19 protein-coding genes are annotated in these 23,326 nt (G+C 70.0%); 11 read left to right on the forward strand and 8 right to left on the reverse strand.

Annotated elements, in window-relative coordinates; all coding sequences use genetic code 11:
• Window positions 1-425: 425 nt before the first annotated feature.
• A complete protein-coding gene (locus ABT130_RS12780) occupies window positions 426-929 on the forward strand; it encodes a hypothetical protein (RefSeq protein ID WP_350955309.1) in 504 nt (167 codons plus the stop codon).
• A 99-nt stretch (window positions 930-1,028) separates the two neighbouring features.
• Here ABT130_RS12780 and ABT130_RS12785 read toward each other — a convergent pair whose 3' ends face one another.
• Complete coding sequence (locus ABT130_RS12785; RefSeq protein ID WP_350927922.1) at window positions 1,029-1,256, reverse strand: DUF397 domain-containing protein; 228 nt, start codon at window positions 1,254-1,256, stop codon at window positions 1,029-1,031.
• A complete protein-coding gene (locus ABT130_RS12790; protein ID WP_350927924.1) occupies window positions 1,253-2,128 on the reverse strand; it encodes a helix-turn-helix domain-containing protein in 876 nt (291 codons plus the stop codon). Before ABT130_RS12790 ends, ABT130_RS12785 begins: the two co-directional genes overlap by 4 nt.
• Before the next feature lie 226 nt (window positions 2,129-2,354).
• On the opposite strand from ABT130_RS12790, the gene ABT130_RS12795 reads away from it, so the two are divergent.
• The gene (locus ABT130_RS12795) at window positions 2,355-2,696 is read left to right on the forward strand and encodes a hypothetical protein (RefSeq protein WP_350927926.1); all 342 of its coding nucleotides are present in this window, start codon (window positions 2,355-2,357) and stop codon (window positions 2,694-2,696) included.
• A 287-nt stretch (window positions 2,697-2,983) separates the two neighbouring features.
• Here ABT130_RS12795 and ABT130_RS12800 read toward each other — a convergent pair whose 3' ends face one another.
• Complete coding sequence (locus ABT130_RS12800; protein WP_350927928.1) at window positions 2,984-3,202, reverse strand: hypothetical protein; 219 nt, start codon at window positions 3,200-3,202, stop codon at window positions 2,984-2,986.
• 549 nt (window positions 3,203-3,751) lie between these two features.
• Between ABT130_RS12800 and ABT130_RS12805 the strand changes: the two genes are divergently transcribed.
• The 7 genes from ABT130_RS12805 to ABT130_RS12835 all read left to right on the forward strand — a co-directional run bounded on the left by ABT130_RS12805 (window position 3,752) and on the right by ABT130_RS12835 (window position 13,362).
• Window positions 3,752-5,074: a cellulose binding domain-containing protein gene (locus tag ABT130_RS12805; RefSeq protein WP_350955311.1), complete on the forward strand. Its 1,323-nt coding sequence runs from the start codon at window positions 3,752-3,754 to the stop codon at window positions 5,072-5,074.
• A 402-nt stretch (window positions 5,075-5,476) separates the two neighbouring features.
• Window positions 5,477-6,487 (forward strand): ketoacyl-ACP synthase III family protein, encoded by a 1,011-nt coding sequence (locus ABT130_RS12810; RefSeq protein ID WP_350927933.1) that lies wholly within the window; start codon window positions 5,477-5,479, stop codon window positions 6,485-6,487.
• Entirely contained in the window at window positions 6,484-6,735 is a 252-nt protein-coding gene (locus ABT130_RS12815; RefSeq protein ID WP_350927935.1) for an acyl carrier protein, read from the forward strand. Before ABT130_RS12810 ends, ABT130_RS12815 begins: the two co-directional genes overlap by 4 nt.
• A gap of 19 nt (window positions 6,736-6,754) precedes the next feature.
• Entirely contained in the window at window positions 6,755-7,798 is a 1,044-nt protein-coding gene (locus ABT130_RS12820) for a ketoacyl-ACP synthase III family protein (RefSeq protein ID WP_350955313.1), read from the forward strand.
• Window positions 7,799-7,846: 48 nt separating this feature from the next.
• Entirely contained in the window at window positions 7,847-11,626 is a 3,780-nt protein-coding gene (locus tag ABT130_RS12825; protein WP_350955315.1) for a type I polyketide synthase, read from the forward strand.
• A 183-nt stretch (window positions 11,627-11,809) separates the two neighbouring features.
• Window positions 11,810-12,421: a C40 family peptidase gene (locus tag ABT130_RS12830; RefSeq protein ID WP_350955317.1), complete on the forward strand. Its 612-nt coding sequence runs from the start codon at window positions 11,810-11,812 to the stop codon at window positions 12,419-12,421.
• Window positions 12,422-12,525: 104 nt separating this feature from the next.
• Window positions 12,526-13,362, forward strand: a complete 837-nt coding sequence (locus tag ABT130_RS12835) for an LLM class flavin-dependent oxidoreductase (RefSeq protein ID WP_350927943.1) — start codon at window positions 12,526-12,528, stop codon at window positions 13,360-13,362.
• A 47-nt stretch (window positions 13,363-13,409) separates the two neighbouring features.
• Here the strand turns inward: ABT130_RS12835 and ABT130_RS12840 are convergent, their stop codons facing one another.
• The 3 genes from ABT130_RS12840 to ABT130_RS12850 all read right to left on the reverse strand — a co-directional run bounded on the left by ABT130_RS12840 (window position 13,410) and on the right by ABT130_RS12850 (window position 18,733).
• Window positions 13,410-14,636 (reverse strand): hypothetical protein, encoded by a 1,227-nt coding sequence (locus ABT130_RS12840; RefSeq protein WP_350927953.1) that lies wholly within the window; start codon window positions 14,634-14,636, stop codon window positions 13,410-13,412.
• A gap of 206 nt (window positions 14,637-14,842) precedes the next feature.
• On the reverse strand, window positions 14,843-17,824 hold the full coding sequence (locus tag ABT130_RS12845; protein ID WP_350955356.1) for a bifunctional [glutamine synthetase] adenylyltransferase/[glutamine synthetase]-adenylyl-L-tyrosine phosphorylase: 2,982 nt from the start codon (window positions 17,822-17,824) through the stop codon (window positions 14,843-14,845).
• A 207-nt stretch (window positions 17,825-18,031) separates the two neighbouring features.
• Window positions 18,032-18,733 (reverse strand): type 1 glutamine amidotransferase, encoded by a 702-nt coding sequence (locus ABT130_RS12850; protein WP_350955319.1) that lies wholly within the window; start codon window positions 18,731-18,733, stop codon window positions 18,032-18,034.
• Window positions 18,734-18,919: 186 nt separating this feature from the next.
• Between ABT130_RS12850 and ABT130_RS12855 the strand changes: the two genes are divergently transcribed.
• Window positions 18,920-19,783 carry an alpha/beta hydrolase gene (locus ABT130_RS12855; protein WP_350927957.1) on the forward strand — a complete coding sequence of 288 codons (864 nt, stop codon included), beginning with the start codon at window positions 18,920-18,922 and terminating at the stop codon, window positions 19,781-19,783.
• Between the two features lie 115 nt (window positions 19,784-19,898).
• Here the strand turns inward: ABT130_RS12855 and ABT130_RS12860 are convergent, their stop codons facing one another.
• Both ABT130_RS12860 and glnA2 read right to left on the reverse strand, forming a co-directional pair.
• A complete protein-coding gene (locus tag ABT130_RS12860) occupies window positions 19,899-20,624 on the reverse strand; it encodes a hotdog fold domain-containing protein (protein WP_350955321.1) in 726 nt (241 codons plus the stop codon).
• A 283-nt stretch (window positions 20,625-20,907) separates the two neighbouring features.
• Window positions 20,908-22,269, reverse strand: a complete 1,362-nt coding sequence (gene glnA2, locus ABT130_RS12865) for a gamma-glutamylpolyamine synthetase GlnA2 (protein WP_350927961.1) — start codon at window positions 22,267-22,269, stop codon at window positions 20,908-20,910.
• A gap of 183 nt (window positions 22,270-22,452) precedes the next feature.
• Between glnA2 and ABT130_RS12870 the strand changes: the two genes are divergently transcribed.
• Window positions 22,453-23,298 (forward strand): terpene synthase family protein, encoded by an 846-nt coding sequence (locus tag ABT130_RS12870; RefSeq protein WP_350955323.1) that lies wholly within the window; start codon window positions 22,453-22,455, stop codon window positions 23,296-23,298.
• Window positions 23,299-23,326: the final 28 nt, after the last annotated feature.

The raw sequence follows: 23,326 nt of genomic DNA on the forward strand, positions 1-23,326 counted from the left end.
CGCCCGAAGCCGCAGTGCTTCACGACGCTCCCGCGCCGTGCCGGACAATCCCCCGCTGCTGTCCGAGTACCTCATACCTCCAGGCTGTCACCTGGTCAAACAGTGCAGACAAGCCCCCCGAGCAACCCGTGACGCCCAACTTTCTTCATCAGTAAGCGCACAACGGCACATCGCAGGACCCCGCACCCGTTGCCGCACCCCGCCCCCTTCTCCCGTTCGTCGGGAAGCGTAGCCACCCGCCTACGGCCGAGGCATTCCTATTCACGGAGGATTTCGTAGGCAGTGATAGCTGTGGCCCGCTTTGCGGCGGAAAAGCTGTTTGGCATATTCGCCTGCCGGGCTACGCTGCTGACCAGGCTCTCGTTGATCTTCCTGGAAGAGGTGCTTTTGGCAGGCCAGATGTCGCACCCCGGACGGCACGGCTCATGACCCTTTTCGTACATCTCACCGCGGCCAAGAAGGTCCGTTCGGTGCGGCGGGCCGGTATCCGCGCGCAGAGCAGAAACCATGACGGCCTGCCGGGAGTGTTCTGCCTGCCGATCCTCCCCTCCTACCAGCTCACTCACCAGTGGGTTCGCGAGCTGAAACGCGGTGGCCGACGCACCATGATGGTGGCCGTCGACTTTCGGGTGCCCGATGACGAGCCGGTGTTCGTGGGTTACTTCTCAGGGGGACACGAGGAGCTTCCCAGTGCCGAGGCCGCGGCCCTGATCGCCGGATGCGAGGACGCCCGAGGCTACGAGGTCTTCATCCCGCGGGCGATCACCGCCAAGGAGGTCCACCGCGTTCGCGGCGTGAACCAGGTGACCGGCTGGAGATACATGCCCAACGCCCACGGCAGGTTCCCCTGCCCGTGTCCCGGATGCATCCCGCGCGGTCAGTACGGTGGAGCGAAGATCCGCCAAGCGGCCTCGAGCCGCGGTTACTGAACGACCGTCCCGTCCACGCGCTCGGCAGGGACGGCGTCGCCGCTGACGACCAGGACGACCGGCGCACGGTCGTGAACGCCCGCCGGAGGCCGTTCCCTTTCACCTGGGGGAGAAGTCGAATTCGCCGTTCTTGACGCCGTCGACGAATGCCTGCCACTCGGCGCGGGTGTAGACGATCACCTCGGCGCCGGGGCGACGACTGTGCCGTACCGCGACGCGCCCGCTGCCATCGGCCAGCGGCCCGGCCTCGACACACTGCCCGTTACTGTTGGCGCTCCTGGTGCTGATGTGCCAGGCCACACCCGCCAACTCCTCAGGGGTGATCATCCTGTGCTCCCTCTCGCGCGTTTGGCACGACCGATTGCGGTCCGGATGACGGTCATAGACTCATCCGGGGTGAGCGCGGCGCTACGTAGGGAATCGTACGCTCGTGCGAAGATCTCGGCACCTTCCGCTTCGGTGTAGACGGCACCCCCTCTGGTCTCCACATAGGTCGCGTCGGAGTAAGGCTCCGGCATGGCAAAGATCGTGAAAGAACCCTCCAGGCAGGCGTGCTCCCCTGCGGCGAACGGCAGGACCCGGACGGTCACGTTCGGCCTCGACATGGACTTGGCCAAGTGCTCCAACTGGGCGCGCATCACCTTCGGGCCGCCGATCATGCGGTACAGCACGGCCTCGTCGAGAACGATCTCTATGCTCGGAGCCGACTCGGCGTCGAGCACGCGCTGCCGGTCCATCCGGAACTCCACCCAGCGCTCGATCTGCTCCCCGGGGAGATCCGCGTCGCCCGCCGCGATGACCGCCAAGGCGTAGTCCCGGGTCTGGAGAAGACCAGGGACAACCATCACCTCGTAGGAGCGGATCCCCTCCGCGCGGGTTTCGAGCCAGACGTGATCGAACATCCCGCCGAGGGAGTCGGTGGCGTAGCCATCCCACCAGCCCTTTCGCCAGATGTCGCGGCTGAGCCGCTCCAGCCCGTCGCGGATCTTCTGATCACCGACGTCATACAGGTTGAGGAGAGCCAGCACGTCGGACACCCTCGCCGGAATGATGCCGGACTCCAGTCGGCTGATGGTGGCCGCGTCGCGCTGCAGGTAGTCACCCGCTTGCCTGAGCGTCAGCTTGGCCGACTCCCGGGACTCCTTGAGGCGTTTGCCGAGCCACTGCGCCCGCAGTGTCGGTCCTCGTTTCGCGCCCATTGTCGTCTCCTTCGAGCTCGCGACGCCTGTATCGCTGATTCGATAAGGGGTGAATCGGGACAAGTCCAACAAGCTCTTCAGGCAAGCTTGCGCACTCGTAAATTCGATGTCACGCTACCGAGGCATCGACGGTCACGCTATGCGTTTGCTTGAAGACGCAGAGAAATCGAAGCGGGGCCGTCCAGCAGATCTCCACTCAGGTTCAGCACCGGAAGGGAGTACCAACATGGAGCAGCACGCTGGTTCCGACCAGCCATCCGTCTGCCATGACCCGGACTTCGACGAGCGTTGCCCGCAGACCACGGGCCCGGAGAGTGCGTACGCGAGTGCGCGCGTGCCGCCCGATGATCTCCCGCGCATGTTCGCCCTGGTCCAGGAGTTCGACGAGGACGACGAGAGGGACGGGCCGAGGTCGCCGGAAGTGGTGGCGTACGGGCTGGCGCTGCCGGATGGGACGGCGGCGACCGTCACCAGGAGCGGGTACGGGTTCGGCCGCTGGACGAACGCCCACCGGGCCGCGCATCGGCTGGGCTCCGACCTGGTCTGGCTCGGCGAGAGCGCCGTCTGACCGGTCGGGGAAAGGTGCCCCGGACCACGCCTCCGGGGCATCGCGGTCGCGTGCACGAAGGTGACACGCAACGACTGCGTGCGGCAGGCGGCGCGGGCGGCCAATCGGAAGATCGGCAAGGTTCGGGCAGGGGCGTGACTCACGATCAGATGACGCGACTACAGGTCCGTGTAAAGCCGCAGGTCGGCGCGGTAGGGCGAGTGGGACTCGAATCCACGACCCACGGATCACGGGCACGCGCCCCCGGTTCGACCTCTCAGAGCCGGGGGTGCGTGCGTTTCACCGGGTCACGCGTAGAGGAAGTAATAGCGGTACCGGCCCTCCCACTCGCATGAATAGCCGTCCCACCAGCCCTGGGTGATGCCCTGGGTTCCGATCCGCTCGCACTCCGAGTAGTCCTTGAAGACGCCGGCCAGCCTCTCGGCGTGCGCCGGGGCGGCACCGATCGTCAGCGACACTCCGAAGACCATGACGGCCGAGACGAGAACAGCGCGTACCTTTCGCATTCGTCCTCCTGTGACTGGGGAGATCATGACGGTGGACATTATCACTAACCACGCGTCAGGAAGATCGTCACGTCCGAATCAGTCGCGGGAGGAGATGAAACTTTCATCGGCGTCGTCGTGGAGCGGTGCATGTTTCACGGGTGTGTACCGCCGGTAAAGCCGGTATCGCTTTCCGAGCCGCCTGTTCTCGGGGGTTCCAGCCGCTGTCCAATTCCAGACGTGGCGCCCTCGAAAGACCTCGTGGGTGCGTATCCGACCGCCTGTGCATGCCATGGATGATCTGGACTGTCTTCGCACTATGTGATCTATAAAGTACGATTTATGCCGCTCTTCCTGTTCGATTGGAACGATGTACAGAAAACTTTGACCATCGACACTTACGTGGCATATCGTCTCCCCGCCCATATCGATGTAAGCCGCGACACTCGAGCAGGACGTTGTTCTCGCAGGCGCCACGGTCGGCGTGCTGATCGCGGCCGCCCCGGCACAGGAGAAGACACGGACGGTCACCGGGGAAGCGGCGATCATCCGACCAACCGGAGCCGCACCATGCAAGCTCGAATCCGCACGGCCATGATCGTCGGCATGGCGATGACCGTGCTGGCCGCCGTCGGTGTGTCAGCGGCCTTCGCGCCGCCGGCTCACGCCACGCAGGTGATCACTGACGTCGCTTACGCGCCCGCACAACCGGCCGGGAGCAGGGGGCATCTGCTGGACCTCTACCTGCCGTCCACCGGCATCACGCCCCGGCCGCTGCTGATCTGGCACACCGGCTCAGCCTGGACGAGCGACGACGGCAAGGCCGGCGCGGACGCGATCGCGAACATCTTCAACCCGCTGGGCTTCGCTGTGGCCGGCGTCAGCGTCCGGTCCAGCGCTCAGGCGATTTTCCCGGCCCAGGTGCACGACATCAAGGCGGCCATCCGCTGGCTGCGTGCGAACGCCGCCACGTACCAGCTCGACCCCAATCGCTTCGCGATCATGGGCGACTCCTCGGGCGGCTGGCTGACGGAGATGGCCACCCTGTCCGGCGGCGTGACGGCGCTGGAGGGCACCGTCGGCACGACCGGCGTCTCCAGCGCCGTGCAGACAGGACTCGCCTTCTACAGCCCGACCGACTTCCTGCAGATGAACGCGCAGAACCTGCCGACCGGCGGGCTTGACCACAACTCTCCCGCCTCCCCGGAATCCCTCCTGGTCGGCTGCCCGATCCAGACCTGCCCGGCCCAGGTGGCCCAGGCCAATCCGATGACCTACGTCGACGGCAACGACCCGCCGCTGATGTTCCTGCACGGCCAGGCCGACTTCCTGGTGCCACACGGGCAGAGCGTCCTGCTCTACAACAGGATCAAGGCTCAGTGCGGCAACGCCACGTTCGTCTCGGTACCCGGAGCGGATCACATGATGCCCCAGATCATGGACCCCGCCCAGTACGGCATGCAGACCGTCCGCACCACCACCAACTGCGCCGAGACCGTCGGGACCGGCACGTTGAACCCCACCTGGGCCAACTTCGCGACCTTCCTGCGCGGCGGGCTCAAGATGGGCACCTCCTGCGAGGTCGTCTACACCACCGGCGTCTGGAACGGCGCTTTCAACGGCAGCGTGACCGTCAGGAACACCGGCACGACCCCCATCAACGGCTGGACCGTGACGTGGACCTGGCCGGGCAACCAGCAGATCACGACCGCCTGGAACGCCACGGTGACCCAGGCCGGCGCCCAGGTGACCGCCCGCGACGCCGGCCACAACTCCTACATCGGCCCCGGCTCCAGTCAGAGCCTCGGCTTCTCGGCGACCGCCACCGGGACGAACGATATTCCAGCCCAGTTCAAACTCAACAACATCGCCTGCACGAGAGTGCCCGCCTGACACGACGCGCCGGGCCTGAGCCGAATGGCGACGGCCCGGCACCGTTCTCTCGTCGTCCGGATTCCAAACCATTACATTCGGAGAAACCGCGGCCTGGAGCGGAAAGGCGTATTTCCAAAATTCAACACGTTCCGTCGAATCTTGATCACGGAATGTCGCGGACCTGGTCGCTTACGTTCATATTGCTTTATCCGACGGCCCGCCCCTATTCTTGCCCCGGACGGCTCACCGGCCTATTTCCCGTTGTTTTCATTGACGGCCGGGGGTCGCTTGATATCCCGAGACCCGAAATAAGTCGGATAAACCGCCTTCCGATGCCTGAAATCCGTTGTCCGGGATCACCGATGAGTTAGGGGACGTGTGCGTACATCCAACATGTTTGTCAGGAGTCTCGGTGTCTATGTGCCTGACAGTGTGAGCGTCGAGCAGGCGGTTCGTGAGGGCTGGTACCCGGACGAGGAGGTCGAGAGGTTCCAGCAGATCGGCGCGGCGGTGGCCGGCGACATGCCCGCACCCGAGATGGCGCGACTCGCGGTCCTGGACGCGTACGACCGCTGGGGTGAGTCCTCCCCGCGCGATCTCGACCTTCTGCTCTACCCGTCGGTCTGGCACCAGGGCCCGAACGGCTGGCAGCCCCAGCACTACCTGCAGACGCACCTCCTCGGCGGGAACGTGCCGGCGTTCGAGATCCGGAGCGGCTGCGTGGGGATGATCAGCTCGCTCGAGCTGGCGGCGAGCTATCTGCAGGCCGACGCGGACCGGGAGACGGCCATGGTCGTCTCCTCGGACAACCACGGCACCCCGCTGGTGGACCGCTGGCGGATGACCCCCGGGGCACTGATCGGCGACGCCGCGGCCGCGCTCATCCTCGGCAAGGGGTACGGCATGGCCGAGCTCCTGTCGGTGAACGTGACGGTGATCCCGGAGGCCGACGCGGTCAACGACGGCGCCTACCCCCTGTTCCCCCCGGACGCCACCATCGGCAGAGGGCTGAGCTTCGGAGACCGGCACGAGGAATTCCGCCAGCGGCTGCTCAAAGCACAGGGAACCGGGATCCACCTGACGATCCAAAAAACGATGATGCAGCAGGTCGAGCAGACCCTGGATGAGGCCGGGATCGGACTTGCCGACATCACGCGGGTGGCGTTGCCGCACGGCCGCCGCGAGGACCTGGACGGGCAGATGTCCTGGCTGGGCATCGACGAGGATCAGACGACCTGGGACTACGGGAGGCGCGTGGGCCACTGCGGCGCGGTGGACCAGTTCATCGCCTTCGAGCATCTGATCGCGACCGGCGGGCTGGTGGCCGGCGATCACCTGCTCATGGTCGGGTTCGGCTCCGGAACGTCCGTCGCCGCGGCGGCGTTCAGGGTCCTGGCCACCTCTCCCGTCACGAGAGAGGCACGCGCATGACCGAGCTCACGCGAAGGCTGGTCGACTTCATCCAGGAGAACCTCGTCCTGGACGGCGACGACATCAAGGTCGACGAGACGACCCCGCTCCTCGTGTCGGGTCTCCTGGACTCCCTGCGGACGGCGCGGTTGCTGAACTTCCTCCGGAGGGACATCGGCGTCCCGATCCCCGCCGCGAAGCTCGACCCCGAGAACTTCCGGGACGTCGTGACCATCGTGGCGATGGTCAGAGAACTCGAATCCGTTTAGCCGGGGCAAGGGCAGAGTCATGCAGTGGGCGGACACGTACATCAGCGGAGTGGGAGCCTTCCTCCCCCGGACCGTCGTCAGCGTCGAGAAAGCCGTCGCCAAAGGCTGGTACCCGGCCGAAGAGGCCGAGTTGCACAACCTGGCCGGGGCGGCGGTGGCCGGTGACGTACCGGCTCCGGAGATGGCCCTGCACGCGGCGCGGAGCGCGCTCAGGCGCAGCGGGCGGGCGCCGGCCGACCTGGATCTCCTCCTGTACGCCTCGACGTGGCACCAGGGACCGGACGGCTGGCCCCCGCACTCCTACCTGCAGCGTCATCTCGTCGGCGGGGACGCCCTGGCCACCGAGATCCGGCAGGGCTGCAACGGGATGTTCATCGCCCTGGAACTCGCGGCCGGCTACCTGGACGCCGCTCCCGGCCGGCAGGCCGCCTTGCTGGTCGCCGCCGACAACTACGGCACCCCGCTGATGGACCGGTGGCGGATGGGCCCCGGCTACATCGGCGGGGACGCCGCCGGCGCGCTCGTGCTCACCAAGGAGACAGGTTTCGCGCGCCTGATGTCGGTCTGCACGACGACGGTGACCGAGGCCGAGGAACTGCACCGGGGCAGCGAACCCCTGTTCCCGCCGGGCGTCACGGTCGGGCGCCGGATGAGCTTCGCGGCCAGGAACGAGCAGTTCCGGCAGCAGGTCATGCCCAGGGGCGAGGCCACCGCGGCGCTGTTCAAGATCCAGCGGGCGTTGATGGAGATGGTCGAGCGCGCGCTGGCCGAGAGCGGGATCGAGGCCCGCGATCTCGCCCGGGTGGCGTTCATGAACTACTCCGAAGAGATCGTCGAACAGCGGTGCATGGCCATGCTCGACCTGCCCATGTCCCGCTCGACCTGGGACTACGGCCGCACCATCGGCCACTGCGGGGCCAGCGACCAGGTCCTTTCCCTCGACCACCTGCTCATGACCGGGCAGCTGGGCCCCGGCGACCACATGCTGATGCTCGGCACCGGGCCGGGGGTGACCGTCTCCAGTGCCGTGATCAAGATCATCGACAATCCTCAATGGGCCTGAATCGAAGGGAAACAAACGCAGATGGTCGACAGTCCGCGCGGAGTCCGGGTGGAACCAGTGGCGGTGGTCGGGATCGGATGCCGCCTTCCCGGCGACGTCCGCTCACCGGACGAGTTCTGGGACCTGCTGCGCGCCGGCCGGAACACGACCCGGCCGCTGCCCGCCGAACGCTGGCGCCGGTATGAGAACCGGAGCCCCGAATACGCCGCCGCGCTGCGCGACGCCGTGCGTCACGGCAGCTTCCTGAGCGACATCGAGGGCTTCGACGCGGAGTTCTTCGGCCTGTCGCCCCGCGAGGCCGAGCTGATGGACCCGCAGCAGCGGATCCTGATGGAGACCGCGTGGGAGGCCCTGGAGAACGCCGGCCTGCCACCGCACGAGCTGGCCGGCACCGACGCCGGGGTGTTCGTCGGGGTCTGCACCAACGACTACGGAAGCCGCCTCCTGGAGGACCTGCCCCAGATCGAGGCGTGGACCGGGATCGGCGCCGCGACCTGCGCCGTCGCCAATCGCATCTCCTACTCCCTGGACCTGCGCGGACCCAGCATGGCGATCGACACCGCCTGCTCGGCGTCGCTGGTCGCGCTGCACCTGGCCGCGCAGAGCCTGCGGCTCGGCGAGAGCGACATCGCCCTCGCCGGCGGCGTCAACCTGCTGGTCACCCCGGGCCAGACCGTCACGCTCGGCACAGCCGGGGCCCTGGCCCCCGACGGGCGGTCCAAGTCGTTCGACGCGTCGGCCGACGGCTACGGACGCGGCGAGGGCTGCGGCGTGGTCGTGCTCAAGCGGCTGTCCGACGCGCAGCGCGACGGTGACCGGATCCTCGCGCTCGTCATCGGCAGCGCCGTGAACCAGGACGGGCACACCAACGGCATCATGGCGCCGTGCGGGGAGGCCCAGGAACACGTGATGATCCGGGCCTGCCGGCAGGCGGGCGTCGCGCCGTCCACCGTCGACTACATCGAGGCGCACGGCACCGGGACCCGGCTCGGCGACCCGCTCGAGGCGGGGGCGCTCTCCTCCGTGTACGGCACTCGGCGGTCCCCCGGCGACCCGTGCCTCATCGGCTCGGTCAAGTCCAACATCGGTCACCTCGAAGGCGCCGCCGGCATCGCCGGCGTCATCAAGGCGGTGCTCGCCCTCGACCGCGCTGAGATCCCCCCGAGCGTGCTGACCACCCTGAACCCGGCCATCCCGTGGGAGGCCTCGGGTCTCCGCGTGGTGACCGAACGATCAGCCTGGCCGGAGCGCGACCACCCCCGCCGGGCGGGCGTCTCCAGCTTCGGGTACGGCGGCACGGTCGCGCACATCGTGCTCGAGCAGGCTCCTTGTGCCCAGGAGGCGCCCCGGGGCGAGCGGACCGGGGAGCGGCTGTTCCCGCTGTCGGCCGCATCGGAGCAGGCTCTGCGGCAGTACGCGGGCAAGCTCGCCGATCACCTCGGGAAGGGGCTCGACCTGGCGTCGGCGGGGCACACGCTGGCGCTCCGGCGCACCCATCTGGCCCGTCGCGCCGTCGTGATCGGGGCGGACAGGGACGAGCTGGCGGCCGGCCTGCGCAGGCTCGCGGAGGACGTGCCGGCCGAGGCCGTCCTCACCGGTGACGTGCTGCCCGAGCTCGGTCCCGGGCCGGTCTGGGTCTTCTCCGGGCAGGGCTGCCAGTGGCGCGGGATGGGGCGGGAGCTGCTCGCCGTGCCGGAGTTCGCGTCCCTGGTCGACGAGGTGGAACCGATCTTCGTCGAGGAGATCGGCTTCTCCCCCCGGCAGGTCCTGGCCGACGGCGATCTCGACACCATCGACCGCGTGCAAACCATGATCTTCGTGATGCAGCTGGGCCTCGCCAGGCTCTGGAACGCGTACGGGGTCGCGCCGAAGGCCGTCATCGGCCACTCCGTCGGCGAGATCGCGGCGGCGGTGACGGCCGGCGCGATGACCGTCGCCGACGGCGCCCGCCTGATCTGCCGCCGTTCCCGGCTGCTGCGCCAGGCCGAGGGCAAGGGGGCCATGGTGATGGTCGACCTGTCCTTCGAGGAGGCGGCGGAGAGGCTGGCCGGCCGTACCGACCTGGTGGCCGCGATCTCGTCGGCCCCCGGCTCCACCGTGCTGTCCGGCGACGTCGCCGCGGTCGAGGCGGTGGTGAACGAGTGGCCGGCCGAGGGCATCGTGGTGCGGCGGGTGGCGTCGGATGTCGCCTTCCACAGCCCGCACATGGATCCTCTGGCCGTCGAACTGGCCGCCGCCACCGCCGATCTCTCGTTCGGGGCGCCTCGCATCCCCATGTACACGACCGCGCTGGCGGACCCCCGGTCGACGCCCGTCCTGGACAGCGCATACTGGGCGGCGAACCTCCGGGACCCGGTGCGGCTGGCCGCGGCGACGACGGCCGCGGCGCAGGACGGCTACCGCGTGTTCCTGGAGATCTCCCCCCACCCCGTGGTCGCGCACTCGGTGACCGAGACCCTCTCGGAGAACGGGTTCGAGGACGTGTTCGTCGGCACGTCACTGCGCCGGAACCAGCCAGAGTCGCCGACCTTCCTCATCGCGCTGGGCACGGCGCACTGTCACGGCGTCGAGGTGGACTGGAGTCGGCTGCAGCCGTCCGGCGGCCTGGCCGATCTGCCGCCGTACGCCTGGCAGCACCGCCGCCACTGGCGCGAGGCGTACATCGAGGACGACAACCGAGGGCACGACGTGCACTCCCACGCCCTGCTCGGAGCCGGGGCCCGCCTCGCGGGCAGCCGGACCCGGGTGTGGCGGACCGGCTTGGAGGACGCCAACCGGCCCTACCCGGGCAGCCACGCCCTCAACGGGGTCGAGATCGTGCCCGCCGCCGTGCTGGTCAACACGTTCCTGCACGCGGTCGAGGACGAGGACGTCACGCTCACCGACGTGGAGATGATGCATCCGCTGATGACCGCGGAACGCAGGCAGATCCAGGTCGTGCACGAGCCTCCGGTGGTACGGCTCGCGGCCCGTACACCGGCCGGTCCCGACGAGCCCGAACCCGCCTGGCTGGTGCACGTCACCGCGGACGTGGCTGCTCCGGGCCAGGTGAAACCCGACGTGCTGCCGGAGGCCGGCGATCTCACCCCGATCGATCCCGGGTTCGTGCACAAGCGGCTGGCCACCGTCGGCGTGCCCTCGACGGGCTTCGACTGGACGATTGAGACGCTGCTGAGCGGAGACGGCGTGCTGCGGGCCACGGTCCGCACCGAGGAACCGGGGAGCTGGGCGCCGGCGCTGGACGCGGCGATGTCCGTGGCGCCCTGCGTGTTTCCCGGCGATCCGGTGCTGCGCATGGTCGTGCACATCGACGAGGTGGTGCTGACCGGCACGCCACCCTCGACGGTGATCATCAACGCGGCCGTGGACCCGGCCGCCGACGACACCGTCCGGGCGCTCCTGGCCGAGGTGGACGGCCGGGTGGTGGGACACCTCACGGGACTCCGCTATCCGGTGATCGACACGCCCGCCTCGGCCGAGGAGGATCTCCGGGGGCCCGCGGAGTCGTTCGCCGGCCTGGCGCCCGAGGACCTGCGCGAGCGCGTCCTGCCCGAGATCCGCGCGGAGATCGCGGCCGTGATGAGGCTGGCCCCCGAGGACCTGGCGACCCGGCGTCCCCTTGTCGAGCAGGGGCTGGACTCGGTGATGACCGTCATGGTCCGGCGGCGCCTGGAGAAGCGCTTCGGCTGCCGTCTCCCCGCGACCCTGCTGTGGCAGCAGCCCACCATCTCCGCGATCGCGGACCACCTGGTGAAGCTTCTCGCGACTCCGAGACCGGACGCGGCGGCGGAGACCGTTCCCGAGAGCATGCCCGCGATCGGGGGCTGAGGCCGCCGGAGGAAGGCCAGCGCGAGCATGGTCAGGGTCACGTACCGGTACCAGGCCGGATAGAGCCGGACCTGGCTACGCCACTCCTTTGGCGCCGTTGCCGCAGGAGTGGCGTAGCCGGCACGGGGCCGGATTGTTGGGCAGACTTGTCATGACTTATAGCGACAAGTCTGGCGAGGTGACGTGACAGAGGCCGGCCCTCACCGACTTCGCGATCTTCTCGGACACCGGCGGCAGGCCGCGGCGGCCGTGCTGCTGGGAATGCTCCTGCTGCTGAGCGCCTCGGTGCCGACCCTGCCGGTCGCCCTCAACCGGATCACCGCCATCGCGTACGCGATCGAGGCCGGATGGCACCAACCCGGCTGGCAGGGCGGCGGGATCCCGTACTCCTGGGGCGGCGGTCACGGCGAGAGGCCTGGCCCCTCCCTCGGCACCTGCCAGGGCTACACGGGGGCGATCCGGCCCTGCCCGGCCACCCGGACCCTCGGCCTGGACTGCTCCGGCCTCACCCGCTGGGTCTACCATCTCGCCTACGGGCGCGACGTGCTGGGGCCCGGCAACACCGACGACCACGTGAAGCGGCTCAAGAGGATCCCCGCCGCCGTGGCCAGGCCGGGAGACCTCGTCTTCTACGGCAAGATCGGCAAGCGTAGGGTCAGCACCCATCATGTCGGCGTCTACGTCGGCCAGGGCAAGATGATCAATGCACGGAGGACCGGGACCGAGGTGCGGATCGATCGCGTCGCGGCCCTCGACGACCTCGTCGGCTACTTCCGCTACGCGGGAGCCCTCTGAGGTGCCTCGAAAGCGGGATGCCGCGAAGATGAGGTGCCGCGGAAACCGCGCGGCAGGAACACCCGGGGTCCCGCACCGGGAAAGACATCGACCGTAGGAGAGACATGCGTCTGGGCGTCATGTTCGATCGCGACCTTCCCCCCGAGTCGCTCATCCCCTTCTGCCGCCATCTGGACGCGGCCGAGGTGGACGACGTCTGGGTGGTGGAGGATCTCGGCTGGACCGGGGCGATCTCGTCGGCGGCCACCGCGCTCGCCGTCACCGAGCACCTGCGGGTGGGCATCGGGATCACCCCGGCGCCGCTGCGCAACCCCGCCCTGCTGGCCATGGAGCTGGGCAACCTGGCCCGCCTGCACCCGGGCCGGCTCGCGGCCGGCATCGGGCACGGCGTCCAGGACTGGATGCGCCAGGTGGGCGCACTCGCGCCCTCCCCGCTGGCACTGCTGGAGGAGACGATCACGGCGGTACGCGAGCTGCTGCGCGGTGAGACGGTCACCCTGGAGGGCAAGGCCGTGCGGCTCGACGGGGTGCGCCTGGTGCATCCCCCCGCCGTCGTGCCGCCGCTGCTGGCCGGGGTGCTGCGGCCCCGCTCGCTGGAACTGTCGGGACGGGTGGCGCAGGGCACGATCCTGCCCGAGGGGGTCGGTTCCGGGAAGATCGAGGAGGCCCTCACGCTGACCGGCGGGGGCGATCACGAGCTGGTGGTCTTCGTCAACCTCTACATCGGCGACGACGCCGCGACGGTCACCGCGCTGGCCGAGGGTTCCGCCGAGTTCCTGAAGGTCGCCCCGGACGAGGTGGTGATGGCGGTGGGTTCCGCCGAGGAGGCCGCCGACCAGGTCAGGTCACTGTGGGAGGCGGGTGCCCGCACCGTCGTGGTCCGCCCGTTCGGACCCGACCCGCTCCCCCAGGTCGACCTGCTACTGGCCGAGCTCCGCTAGGGGCGGTCGTCCCGGGCACCGGGCACCGGACAGCGGCACGGCCAGGCCTAGGAACGGTTGCCCCGGACGCCGGTCAGGCGGCGCAGCACGTCCCACCAGAACGAGGCGCCGAACAGCAGCGCCACCATGGTGAGCAGGTAACCCGGCCAGTGGCCGGGGGTGACGAGCCGGTCCCACCAGGCTGCGCCGTTCCAGTGAAAGGAAGGATCGTCGGAGCCGTCGGGCGGGATCGTGATGCTCACGATCGCGTGGTCGAAGATCTTGACCAGCGCCGGGGAGCTGAGGGACTCGGTCACGCACTGGTACGGCTCGGCGAGGCCGCTCCCTGCTCCCGCGCACTTGTCCTTCAGCGCGGCGTACCCTTCCCCACCGCCGCCCGCGATGGCGGCCACCCCGGCGCGGTAGGCGTTGTCGCGCAGCAGGGTCTTGCCGTACTCCAGCGCGTCCATGCTGAACAGCAGGGTCAGCACCAGACCCAGCGCGAACACCACCCACCTGACGTAGCGGGCGTAGAGGGTGGACAGGCGCTGCATCTCCCCGTTGAACCAGTCCTCGACGCCCTGCCGGAACTTCTGCGCGTCCCGCTGGGCACCCTGCCAGACGCCCTTGAGATGGCCCGCGAGCGGGCTGCGGATGGCCTCCAGCTTGGCGAGCAGGCCGTCGACCCCGCCCTCCTCCGCGGCGACCAGCTCCATGACGGCACCGGAGAACCGCTCGGGCGGGATGTTCGCGATGCTGGTGCGGGTGCCCTTGGGGTGGTCGATCTCCTGGAGCCGTTCGTACAGCCGCGCGGTCATGTCGACCGCCGGCGTGGGCGGCTCCGCGCGGTCCTCGGCCGCGGGCCCACCGACGCCCGCCTCGTCGGGTCCGATCTCCCCGGCGGTCTTTCCCGCGACGCCCTCCGGGGCGATCCCTTCGGCGATCTCCGCCGAGACCTTCTCCTCGGCGTTCTCGGTGGCCAGGACCGTGGCGGAGTCGACCCGCATCGGCTCGACCACGGCGGGCGCCGGATCGGGACTGTGCGCCGGGCGCGGATCGTTACCGGAGAAGGGCAGCTTCGCGAAGACGTCGGCCACCTTCGACGGGATCCACGATCTGCCCTCCTCCGATGAGCCGTCCAGGGTGTCCCTGAGATAGGCCCACAGGAACTTGCTGCGGATCCCGAGCAGCCGGACGATGGCCTCGTTGATCCCGCTCACCAGGAGCGACAGGAGCAGGAAGGCCAGGATCAGGCCGATGGCCAGATCAATGTAAACCGATATCAAAAGGATCACCCGGACCGTTGATACACGCCCGCCCCCGGCGGCGCAACGAGATCACCGAAACGGGTCGGTTTTCGTGACGATCCAGGTCGGGTGCCAGGCATCCACTCCACCCCGGGGGGACGGAGATCCTCGCCCGCCGCGCGGGCTTCGGGTGGGCCGCCGCCTCCTCGCGCGTGGCCGGAACAGGTGCCGGTCCCATCCGGCCGCGAGAACGGTCAGTCCTCGTAGAAGACGCGCTCCACGACCCGGCGGGCCCGGCGGGTGGCTCGGCGGTAGTCGTCCACGAAGTCCTCCGTACCGTCGGGCGGGTAGCCGAGGGCGCGGGCGATGAGCATGCGCTCGCGGGCGTCCACCGGGATCGTGTCCGAGGCCCGGCCCCGGACCACCACGATGGCGTCGCGGATGCGGGAGGCGAACCGCCATGCCTCGGCGAGCATCGCCTCGTCGGCCTCCGCGAGCAGGCCCTCGGCGACCGCCGCGCCCAGGGCCTCCAGGGTGCGGGTGGTCCGCAGCGCCGGGAGGCGCCCGGCGTGGCGGAGCTGGATGAGCTGGGCCACCCACTCCACGTCGGACAGCCCGCCGGGGCCGAGCTTGGTGTGCAGGGCGGGATCGGTGCCGCGCGGGAGCCGTTCGGCCTCCATCCGGGCCTTGAGCCTGCGGATCTCCAGCACCGCCGCCTCGGAGATGCCCTCGGGCGGATAGCGCAGCGGGTCGGCCAGGTGCAGCAGGCCGACCCCGAGCTCGGCGTCCCCGGCGGAGAAGCGGGCGCGCAGCAGCGCCTGCGACTCCCACGGCGAGGACCACCGCTCGTAGTAGGCCGCGTACGAGGCCAGGGTGCGGACCAGCGGCCCTGCCTTGCCCTCGGGGCGCAGGCCGGGGTCGATGAGCAGCGGCGGGTCGGGGGCGGGCAGGGCCAGCAGCCGGCGCAGCTCGTTGGCCACCTCGAACGCCATCTCGGTGGCCTCGCGCTCGGCCGTCCCCTCCAGCGGAGAGTGCACGAACATCACGTCGGCGTCACTGCCGTAGGAGGACTCGATCCCGCCCAGACGGCCCATCGCGATCACCGCGAACCTGGTGCCCAGCGGGGTACGGCGTTCCATCTCGACCTTGTCGATCGCGGCGTCGAGCGCGGCCTGGATCGTCACGTCGTTGAGCCCGGACAGCGTCTGGCCGACCTCCTCGATGTCGATGAGCCCGGCGAGGTCGGCGACGGCGGTACGGAGCAGTTCCCTGCGGCGCAGCCCCCGGACCGCGGCCACCGCGCCCTCGGCGTCCCCCGGATGGCGGGCGACCACGGTCCGCGCCTCCGACAGCAGCGCCTCGGCGGGCCTGGGGGCCAGCTCGGTGTCCGAGCCGAGCATCGCGACCGACTCCGGTGCGTGCATCAGCAGTCCCGTCACGTAGCGACTGGTACCGAGCATCCGGGCCAGCTGCGAGGCCACCGCGGTCTCGTCGCGCAGCAGTCGCAGGTACCACGGGGTGGAGCCGAGCTTGTCGGAGACCTGACGGAAGCCGAGCAGGCCCGCGTCGGGGTCGGGGGCGTCGGCGAACCAGCCGAGCATGACCGGAAGGAGAGTGCGCTGGATCGCGGCACGGCGGGAGACACCCGTGGTCAGCGCGCTGATGTGGCGTAGCGCCCCGGCCGGGTCGGTGTAGCCGAGCGCCTCCAGACGGGCCTTGGCCGCGGCGGTGGAGAGCCGGTCCTCGGACTCGGGCAGCCGGGCCACCGCCTGCAACAGCGGCCGGTAGAACAGCTTCTCGTGCAGGCGCCGCGCCTCCATGGCGTGCCGCCGCCACCTGGTGGTGAACTCTCCCACCGGGTCGGCGGTCATGCCCAGGCTCCTGCCGAGGCGGCGCAGGTCGGCGTTGCCGTCGGGCACCACATGCGTGCGGCGGAGCCGGTGCAGCTGGATGAGGTGCTCGACCTGGCGCAGGAAGGTGTACGCCTCGGCGAGGGCCTTGGCATCGTCCCTGCCCACGTAGCCGCCGCGGGAGAGGGCGGCGAGCGCGGGAAGCGTGGCACGGCGGCGCAGCAGCGGGTCGAGACGGCCGTGGACGAGCTGGAGCAGCTGCACCGCGAACTCGATGTCGCGCAGCCCGCCCGGCCCCAGCTTGAGCTGGCGCTCGGCCTCGCCGCCGCGGACGTGCTCCTCCACCCGGCGGCGCATGGCCTGCACGTCCTCGACGAACTTGTCCCGGGTGGCGGCCTGCCAGACCATCTCGTTCACCGCGGCGACGTACTGCTCTCCGAGTTCGGTGTCACCCGCGACCGGCCGTGCCTTCAGCAGTGCCTGGAACTCCCACGTCTTGGCCCAGCGCCGGTAGTAGGCCAGATGGCTGGCGAGGGTGCGGACCAGCGGCCCGGCCTTGCCCTCGGGGCGCAGCGCCGCGTCGACCTCCCACAGCGCCCCTTCCGGGGTACTGGTCGAACAGGCGCGCATCATGCCCTGGGCCAGCCGGGTGGCGAGCTTGATGGCCCCGTGCTCGTCGAGGGAGTCGTCGGCCCCCTCTCTCGGCTCGGCCACGAAGACGACGTCGACGTCGCTGATGTAGTTGAGCTCGCGTGCCCCGCACTTGCCCATGCCGATGACGGCCAACCGCACCGCCCCCGCCTCCGGGTGCTCCGACCTGGCGACGGCGAGCCCCGCCTCCAGCGCGGCCCCGGCCAGGTCGGACAGCTCGGCGGTCACCTCCGACAGCGAGACGGCCCCGGTGACGTCGCGCGCGGCGAGGTGGAGCAGGCGGCCCCGGTAGGCGACGCGCAGCGCCGAGAGGGTGGCGGTGGAGGCGTCGGCGGCCCTCGGCTCGGGGTCGTCGGGCTCGGCGCCGACCGCGAGCAGCAGCTCCGCGCGGAGCTCCCCCTCGCCCGGGCGCTCCATCGCCGACACCCCGCAGAGCAGGCGCCAGTGCTCCGGGTGCCTGACGACATGGTCGCCGAGCGCGGCGCTGACGCCGAAGACGCCGAGCAACCGGGCACGCAGCCCGGAATCCGATCGGAGCGCTCCAAGAACGCTGGGGTCCTGCTCGGCCAGCCGGTTCAGCGAGGTGAGCGCCAGGTCGGGATCGGCCGCGGCGACCAGCGAGGTCAGCAGGTCGATGTCTCCGAAGGCCTCCGGCCCCAATTCGTCGAGCAGTCGCTCGGCCCTGGCCCCGTCGGCGAAGCCGAGCCTGGCCAGACGCCCGGCGGTCGTCTGCATCCGGGGCACGGTCTCCACCGACCCTCCATGGTCCTCGATCACAGGCACGGGTGCCCTTCCTCAATCCTTACCCCGAGCGATCAAAGGTGCACGCCCCTCGCGGTCGCGTCGGCCTCGGCGCGCACCTCGGGCATTCGGAGCGTCGCCGCACAGGCTAATCCTGAAACTGTGCGGCGTCGTTAGCGGATTCGGAACGTAATCGCTCAGTCACGCGGTTTGGACGGCGGTGGCGAATCGCTCGGCGAGCGGCCTCCAGGCGGCGACGAGCCGCTCTCCGGCCTCCTTCACCTGCGTGTTGAGCTCCTCGACCGGGTGGCCCAGGTCGGTCAGGCGGTCGGCCGAGCCGGCCGTCCAGCCGGCGAAGATCTCCGGGGTGGCCTCGGGGTGGAACTGCACCGCCCAGGCGTTCTCCCCCAGCCGGTAGGCCTGGTTGGGGTAGGGGTCGCCGGTGGCCAGCGGCACCGCGCCCGCGGGGAGCCGCGTGATCGCGTCGCGGTGGTACTGGATGGCGGGAGCGGGGGCGAGGCCGGTGAACAGCGGGTCCGCCCCGGCGGCCGGCAGCGGGACGACCTCGGTCGCGCCCACCTCCAGCCCGTGCTCTCCGCGCTCGACGGCGCCACCGCAGGCGAGCGTCATGAGCTGGGCTCCCAGGCAGATCCCCAGGGTGGGCACGCCCGCCTCGACACAGCCGCGGATCAGGTCTCGGGTGGCGGGCAGCCAGGGGTACTGCTCGTCCTCCCAGGCCGCCGCCTCGCCGCCGAGGACGATCAGCCCGTCGGCGGCCCGCTCGGGCACGGCCTCGCCCAGGTAGGGCCGGACGACCTCGCAGGCGACCCCGGCTCCGGACAGCCATTCGGCGAGGAACCCGAGGCCCGCATCCGCCTCGTGCTCGATGACGGTAATTCTCATACGGCAATTATGGGCTTAAACGGATACAAGAGCGGACGTAAGAAACCGGAGAACCGCCGCCCCTGAGCGGAGCACCCGCCGCCGTCACGCGCTCGGTGACCTGACCGGATCCAGATACATTGCCGAAGGGCCGCGTTCCCCCCTTCGCCGGAAGCAGGTGGAGGTCTCCAGTTCCAAGGAGTAGCGATGAATCCCGTCCTGAGTGATGTCGAGGTCCCCGGCGGCGCGCTGCGCGTCGCCAGGTTCGGAACCGGGCCGCGCGTGATCGTGGCCGTGCACGGCATCACCGCCTCGCTCATGTCCTGGACCGGCGTCGCCCGCAGACTGCCCGCCGAATGGTCGCTGGTCGCGATGGACCTGCGCGGCCGTGGCCACAGCGCCGGGCTCCCCGGCCCGTACGGCCTGGCCGGGCACGCCGAGGACGTGAACCTCGTCGCCCGGTCCGTGGGCGCGGAGTCCGACATCGTGCTCACCGGCCACTCGATGGGCGCCTACGTCACCGCGCTCGCCGCGGCGGGCCACGACTACGCCAAGGTGGTGCTGGTCGACGGCGGGCTCCCGCTGCCGATGCCTCCCGGCGCGGACCCCGACGCGGTCATCGAGGCCACGCTCGGGCCCGCCGTCGCCCGGCTGGCCCAGACCTTCCCGAGCGTCGACGCGTACGTGGACTTCTTCAAGGCCCACCCGGCCTTCGTCGGCGCGTGGACCGAGGAGGCGGAGGAGTACGTCCGCTACGACGCCTCGGGGCCGGAAGGCGCGGTGCGCTCGCGGGCGCGGCAGGAGCCGGTCCGCGAGGACGGCCGGTGGATGCTCACCGAGGGTGAGGCGATCGGTGCCGCGCTGCGGGCGATCACCTCGCCCCTGTCACTGCTGCGCGCCCCGAGGGGGCTGCTGAACCAGCCGGTCGGCATGTTGCCCGACGAGCTCGCCGCCGAGTGGACCGCGCGGGTGCCCTCGCTGAAGGACGAGCTGGTCGAGGACTGCAACCACTACACGATCCTCTTCGACGACCGCTGCGCCTCGCTGATCGCCGATCGTCTCACCCGTTGACCGTAGGGAACGACGGTCACCCGTACCAGGCCCTGCCCGACCGATCCCGCCGTGGCGAGGATCGGTCGAGCGGGTCTCGTAAGGCGGCCGCGGGCGAAGGACCCGGGGGCAGGACCTAGGCGGGAGCGATCCAAACGGCCTTGGCGGCGGCGACCAGGGTGCCGTCGGCCTCGTAGATGGCGCTCTCCCCGAAGAGCTTGCGTCCCTCGCGGCCGCCGGCGCGGGCGACGACGGAGTAGGTGCCGCCGGGATAGATCCGGCGGTGCAGCCGCGCGGTCAGCCGGCCGAGCAGGGCGAACTCGCCCGGCTGGAAGTGCGCCCAGCCGGTGGGGCAGTCCAGGGCGGCCCAGACGATCGCGTCGGGGACCGCGCCGTCTTCGTCGGTGACGGTCATCGGGACCCGCCAGCCGGCGGCGATCAGGCCGGTGCCGGACACCGGGCCGGGGAAGATCCGCAGGCCGTCGCCGGGATCGCGCAGACCGCACGCGAAGCAGCCGGGGAAGGCGTGTTCGACGAGGCCGGCGAAGCCGCCCTCGGCCCGCGCCGCCTCGTTGAAGGGCACGAAGGCCGGTACGTCGAACTCCTCGGTGACCGTGATGGCCTCGACGAGGAGCCTCTCACCGTCGGTGAGGGTCGTGGTGTTGGCGAGGTGGCGCAGGGACAGCCCGGTATCCAGTGGCGTGGGCGCGTGCAGCGTGACCTCGACAGCCGAGTCGTGCCGGGCGCCGTGCAACGCCTCGGAGACCGTGCCCGCGATCCATCCGCCGTTCGCGGAGCCCTCGGGGCCGCGGAAACGCGCCGGAACGGTCAGCACGGTCTGCAGCTCGGCAGCCGTCGTCATGCCGCACCTCCTGTCGCCTTTTATGGCGATTAATCCTCAAAAATAACGGTATTCGGACTAACCGATTTTACCGGACTGCTTGTACATACAGCCAACTCGGGGTCGATGACGCCTCGATTAGCAGCGGGTAACACCGGTATGACGTTCGGCGGGCGGCGTCGGATTACCCGTCTCCGCGGCGTGTCGGTACGCCGCCGGCAACGACCGTGCGGCACGGTCCGCGCGGTCGTTCCGGGCACGACGGGAGCCCACGACGCCCGCCGTGCCGGCAACGCGGAAGCGGCTAGAGAACCGGCAGGTAGCGGCCGAGCTCGAATTCGGTGACCTGGCGGCGGTATTCGTTCCACTCGGCGCGCTTGTTGCGCAGGAAGTAGTCGAAGACGTGCTCGCCGAGGGTCTCGGCGACGAGCTCGCTGCGCTCCATGACCGCGATGGCCTCGTCCAGCGACTGGGGCAGCGGCTGGATGCCCAGCGCCCTGCGCTCGGCCGAGGTCAGCGCCCAGACATCGTCCTCGGCTCCGGGGGGCATCTCGTACCCCTCCTCGATTCCCTTCAGACCGGCCGCCAGGATCACGGCGAAGGCCAGGTAGGGGTTGCAGGCGGAGTCGAGCGAGCGGAACTCGATGCGGGTCGAGCCGCCCTTGTGCGGCTTGTACATCGGCACCCGGACCAGGGCCGAGCGGTTGTTGTGGCCCCAGGAGATGTAGCTCGGGGCCTCGCCGCCGGCTCCGGCGATCGCCTCGGCGTCGCCCCAGAGCCGCTTGTAGGAGTTGACCCACTGGTTGCAGACCGCGGTGATCTCGGCGGCGTGCGCCAGCAGACCGCCTATGAAGGAGCGGCCGATCTTGGAGAGCTGGTAGTCGGCGCCCGGCTCGTAGAAGGCGTTACGGTCGCCCTCGAAGAGCGACATGTGGGTGTGCATGCCGGAGCCGGGATACTCGGTGAAGGGCTTGGGCATGAAGCTCGCCCAGATGCCCTGCTCCAGCGCGACCTCCTTCATGACCAGGCGGAAGGTCATGATGTTGTCGGCGGTGGTGAGCGCGTCGGCGTAGCGCAGGTCGATCTCCTGCTGGCCCGGACCGCCCTCGTGGTGGCTGTACTCGACGGAGATGCCCATCGACTCCAGCATCATGATCGCGTTACGCCGGAAGTCGTGGCCGGAGCTGTGCGGGGTGTGGTCGAAGTAGCCACCGCCGTCGATCGGCTCGGGCCGCTCACGGCCCTCCGGCCGGTTCTTCAGCAGGAAGAACTCGATCTCCGGGTGGGTGTAGAAACTGAAGCCCATGTCGGAGGCCTTCGACAGGGTGCGCTTGAGCACCCAGCGCGGGTCCGCGTGTGAAGGCGAGCCGTCCGGCATGAGGATGTCGCAGAACATCCGGGCCGCCCCCGGCGTCTCGCTGCGCCACGGAAGGATCTGGAAGGTCGACGGGTCGGGCTTGGCGAGCATGTCCGACTCGTAGACCCGGGCGAAGCCCTCGATCGCCGAACCGTCGAAGCCGATGCCCTCGGCGAAGGCTCCCTCAAGTTCGGCCGGGGCGATGGCCACCGACTTCAGGAACCCGAGCACATCGGTGAACCACAGCCGGATGAACCGGATGTCGCGCTCCTCAAGGGTGCGGAGAACGAACTCCTGCTGGCGGTCCAAGGCTTCTCCTTCATTGCTGACGTGCTGCGACACGCCTGGTGGTCTATCAGTTTGCCCGCTAAGTGTTTCGCACACGTTACGAGGAAGAACAGTGAGATGCGCGTCGCGCCTCCGCTCGACAGACCCCGTCTCCTCTTACAGTGTGCGACCGGAGCCGCTGGAAGTTCGATCCGGGGGGAAACGATGATGCGCACTGAAGTTCACGAACCACCGTACGCGGTCTCGTCACCGGTCAGGCTCACCGAACGCCTCGCGGCATTGGCGATGCCCTGCCCCGTCCACCCGTCGATACACCTGGTCGAGGCCGCCGCGTCCGACTGGGCCCACGCGGCCGGGCTGACCCCCGACCCCGCCGCCTCCTGGCTGGCCGGGCGGGCGTTCGCCCGCTGCGAAACCCGCGCGGTCACGCTGCTCGCCCGCTGGCTGACCTGGGAGGCGCGCCTGCGCGAGGAGCCCGCGGCGATCACCCCGGTCCTCGCCGTGGCCGCGGGCGGCGAGCCGGGCACGGCACCGCTGACGCGGGCCTTCGCCGGTCTCTGGGGGGCGTGCGCCCCCCGGATGAGTGCCGCGTGGCGCGAGCGCTTCACCGCCGGACTGGCCGGCGGCGCGCATCCGGACGGCGAGCACGCGAACGCCTTCGGCCGCCGGCTGCTGGACCTGGTGGAGCCCTGCTACGGGGTGGAGGTGCCCGCCCCGGTACGGCGGAGCCCGCGCTGGCGGGCGCTCGTCGAGGCGAGCGGCGACGTGACCACCTGGTGCGCGGAGGCGGCGGCCGAACACGACGGCGCGAGAGGCGCCTTCCTGGAACGCTCCAACCGGATGGCGGAGGAGCGGGTGATCGACCGCGTGGCCACCCGGATGGAGGAGCTGTGGACGGCGGCCCGCGCGATCCCGGCGCTCACCGAGCGGCACGATCTCGGCTTCGCCGCCTCCCGGGAGGTGACGCGGGTGGCATGTGCTTTCTTGACCATCCCGAGGGCTTATCTGGAGTGGCTCCTGGAAACGCCCCGCTATCGTCACTTAGGGTAACAGTTCGAGTTCATCAAGTGACGACGGA

The sequence above is a fragment of the Streptosporangium sp. NPDC001681 genome (assembly GCF_040298085.1).
Classification (GTDB): Bacteria; Actinomycetota; Actinomycetes; order Streptosporangiales; family Streptosporangiaceae; genus Streptosporangium.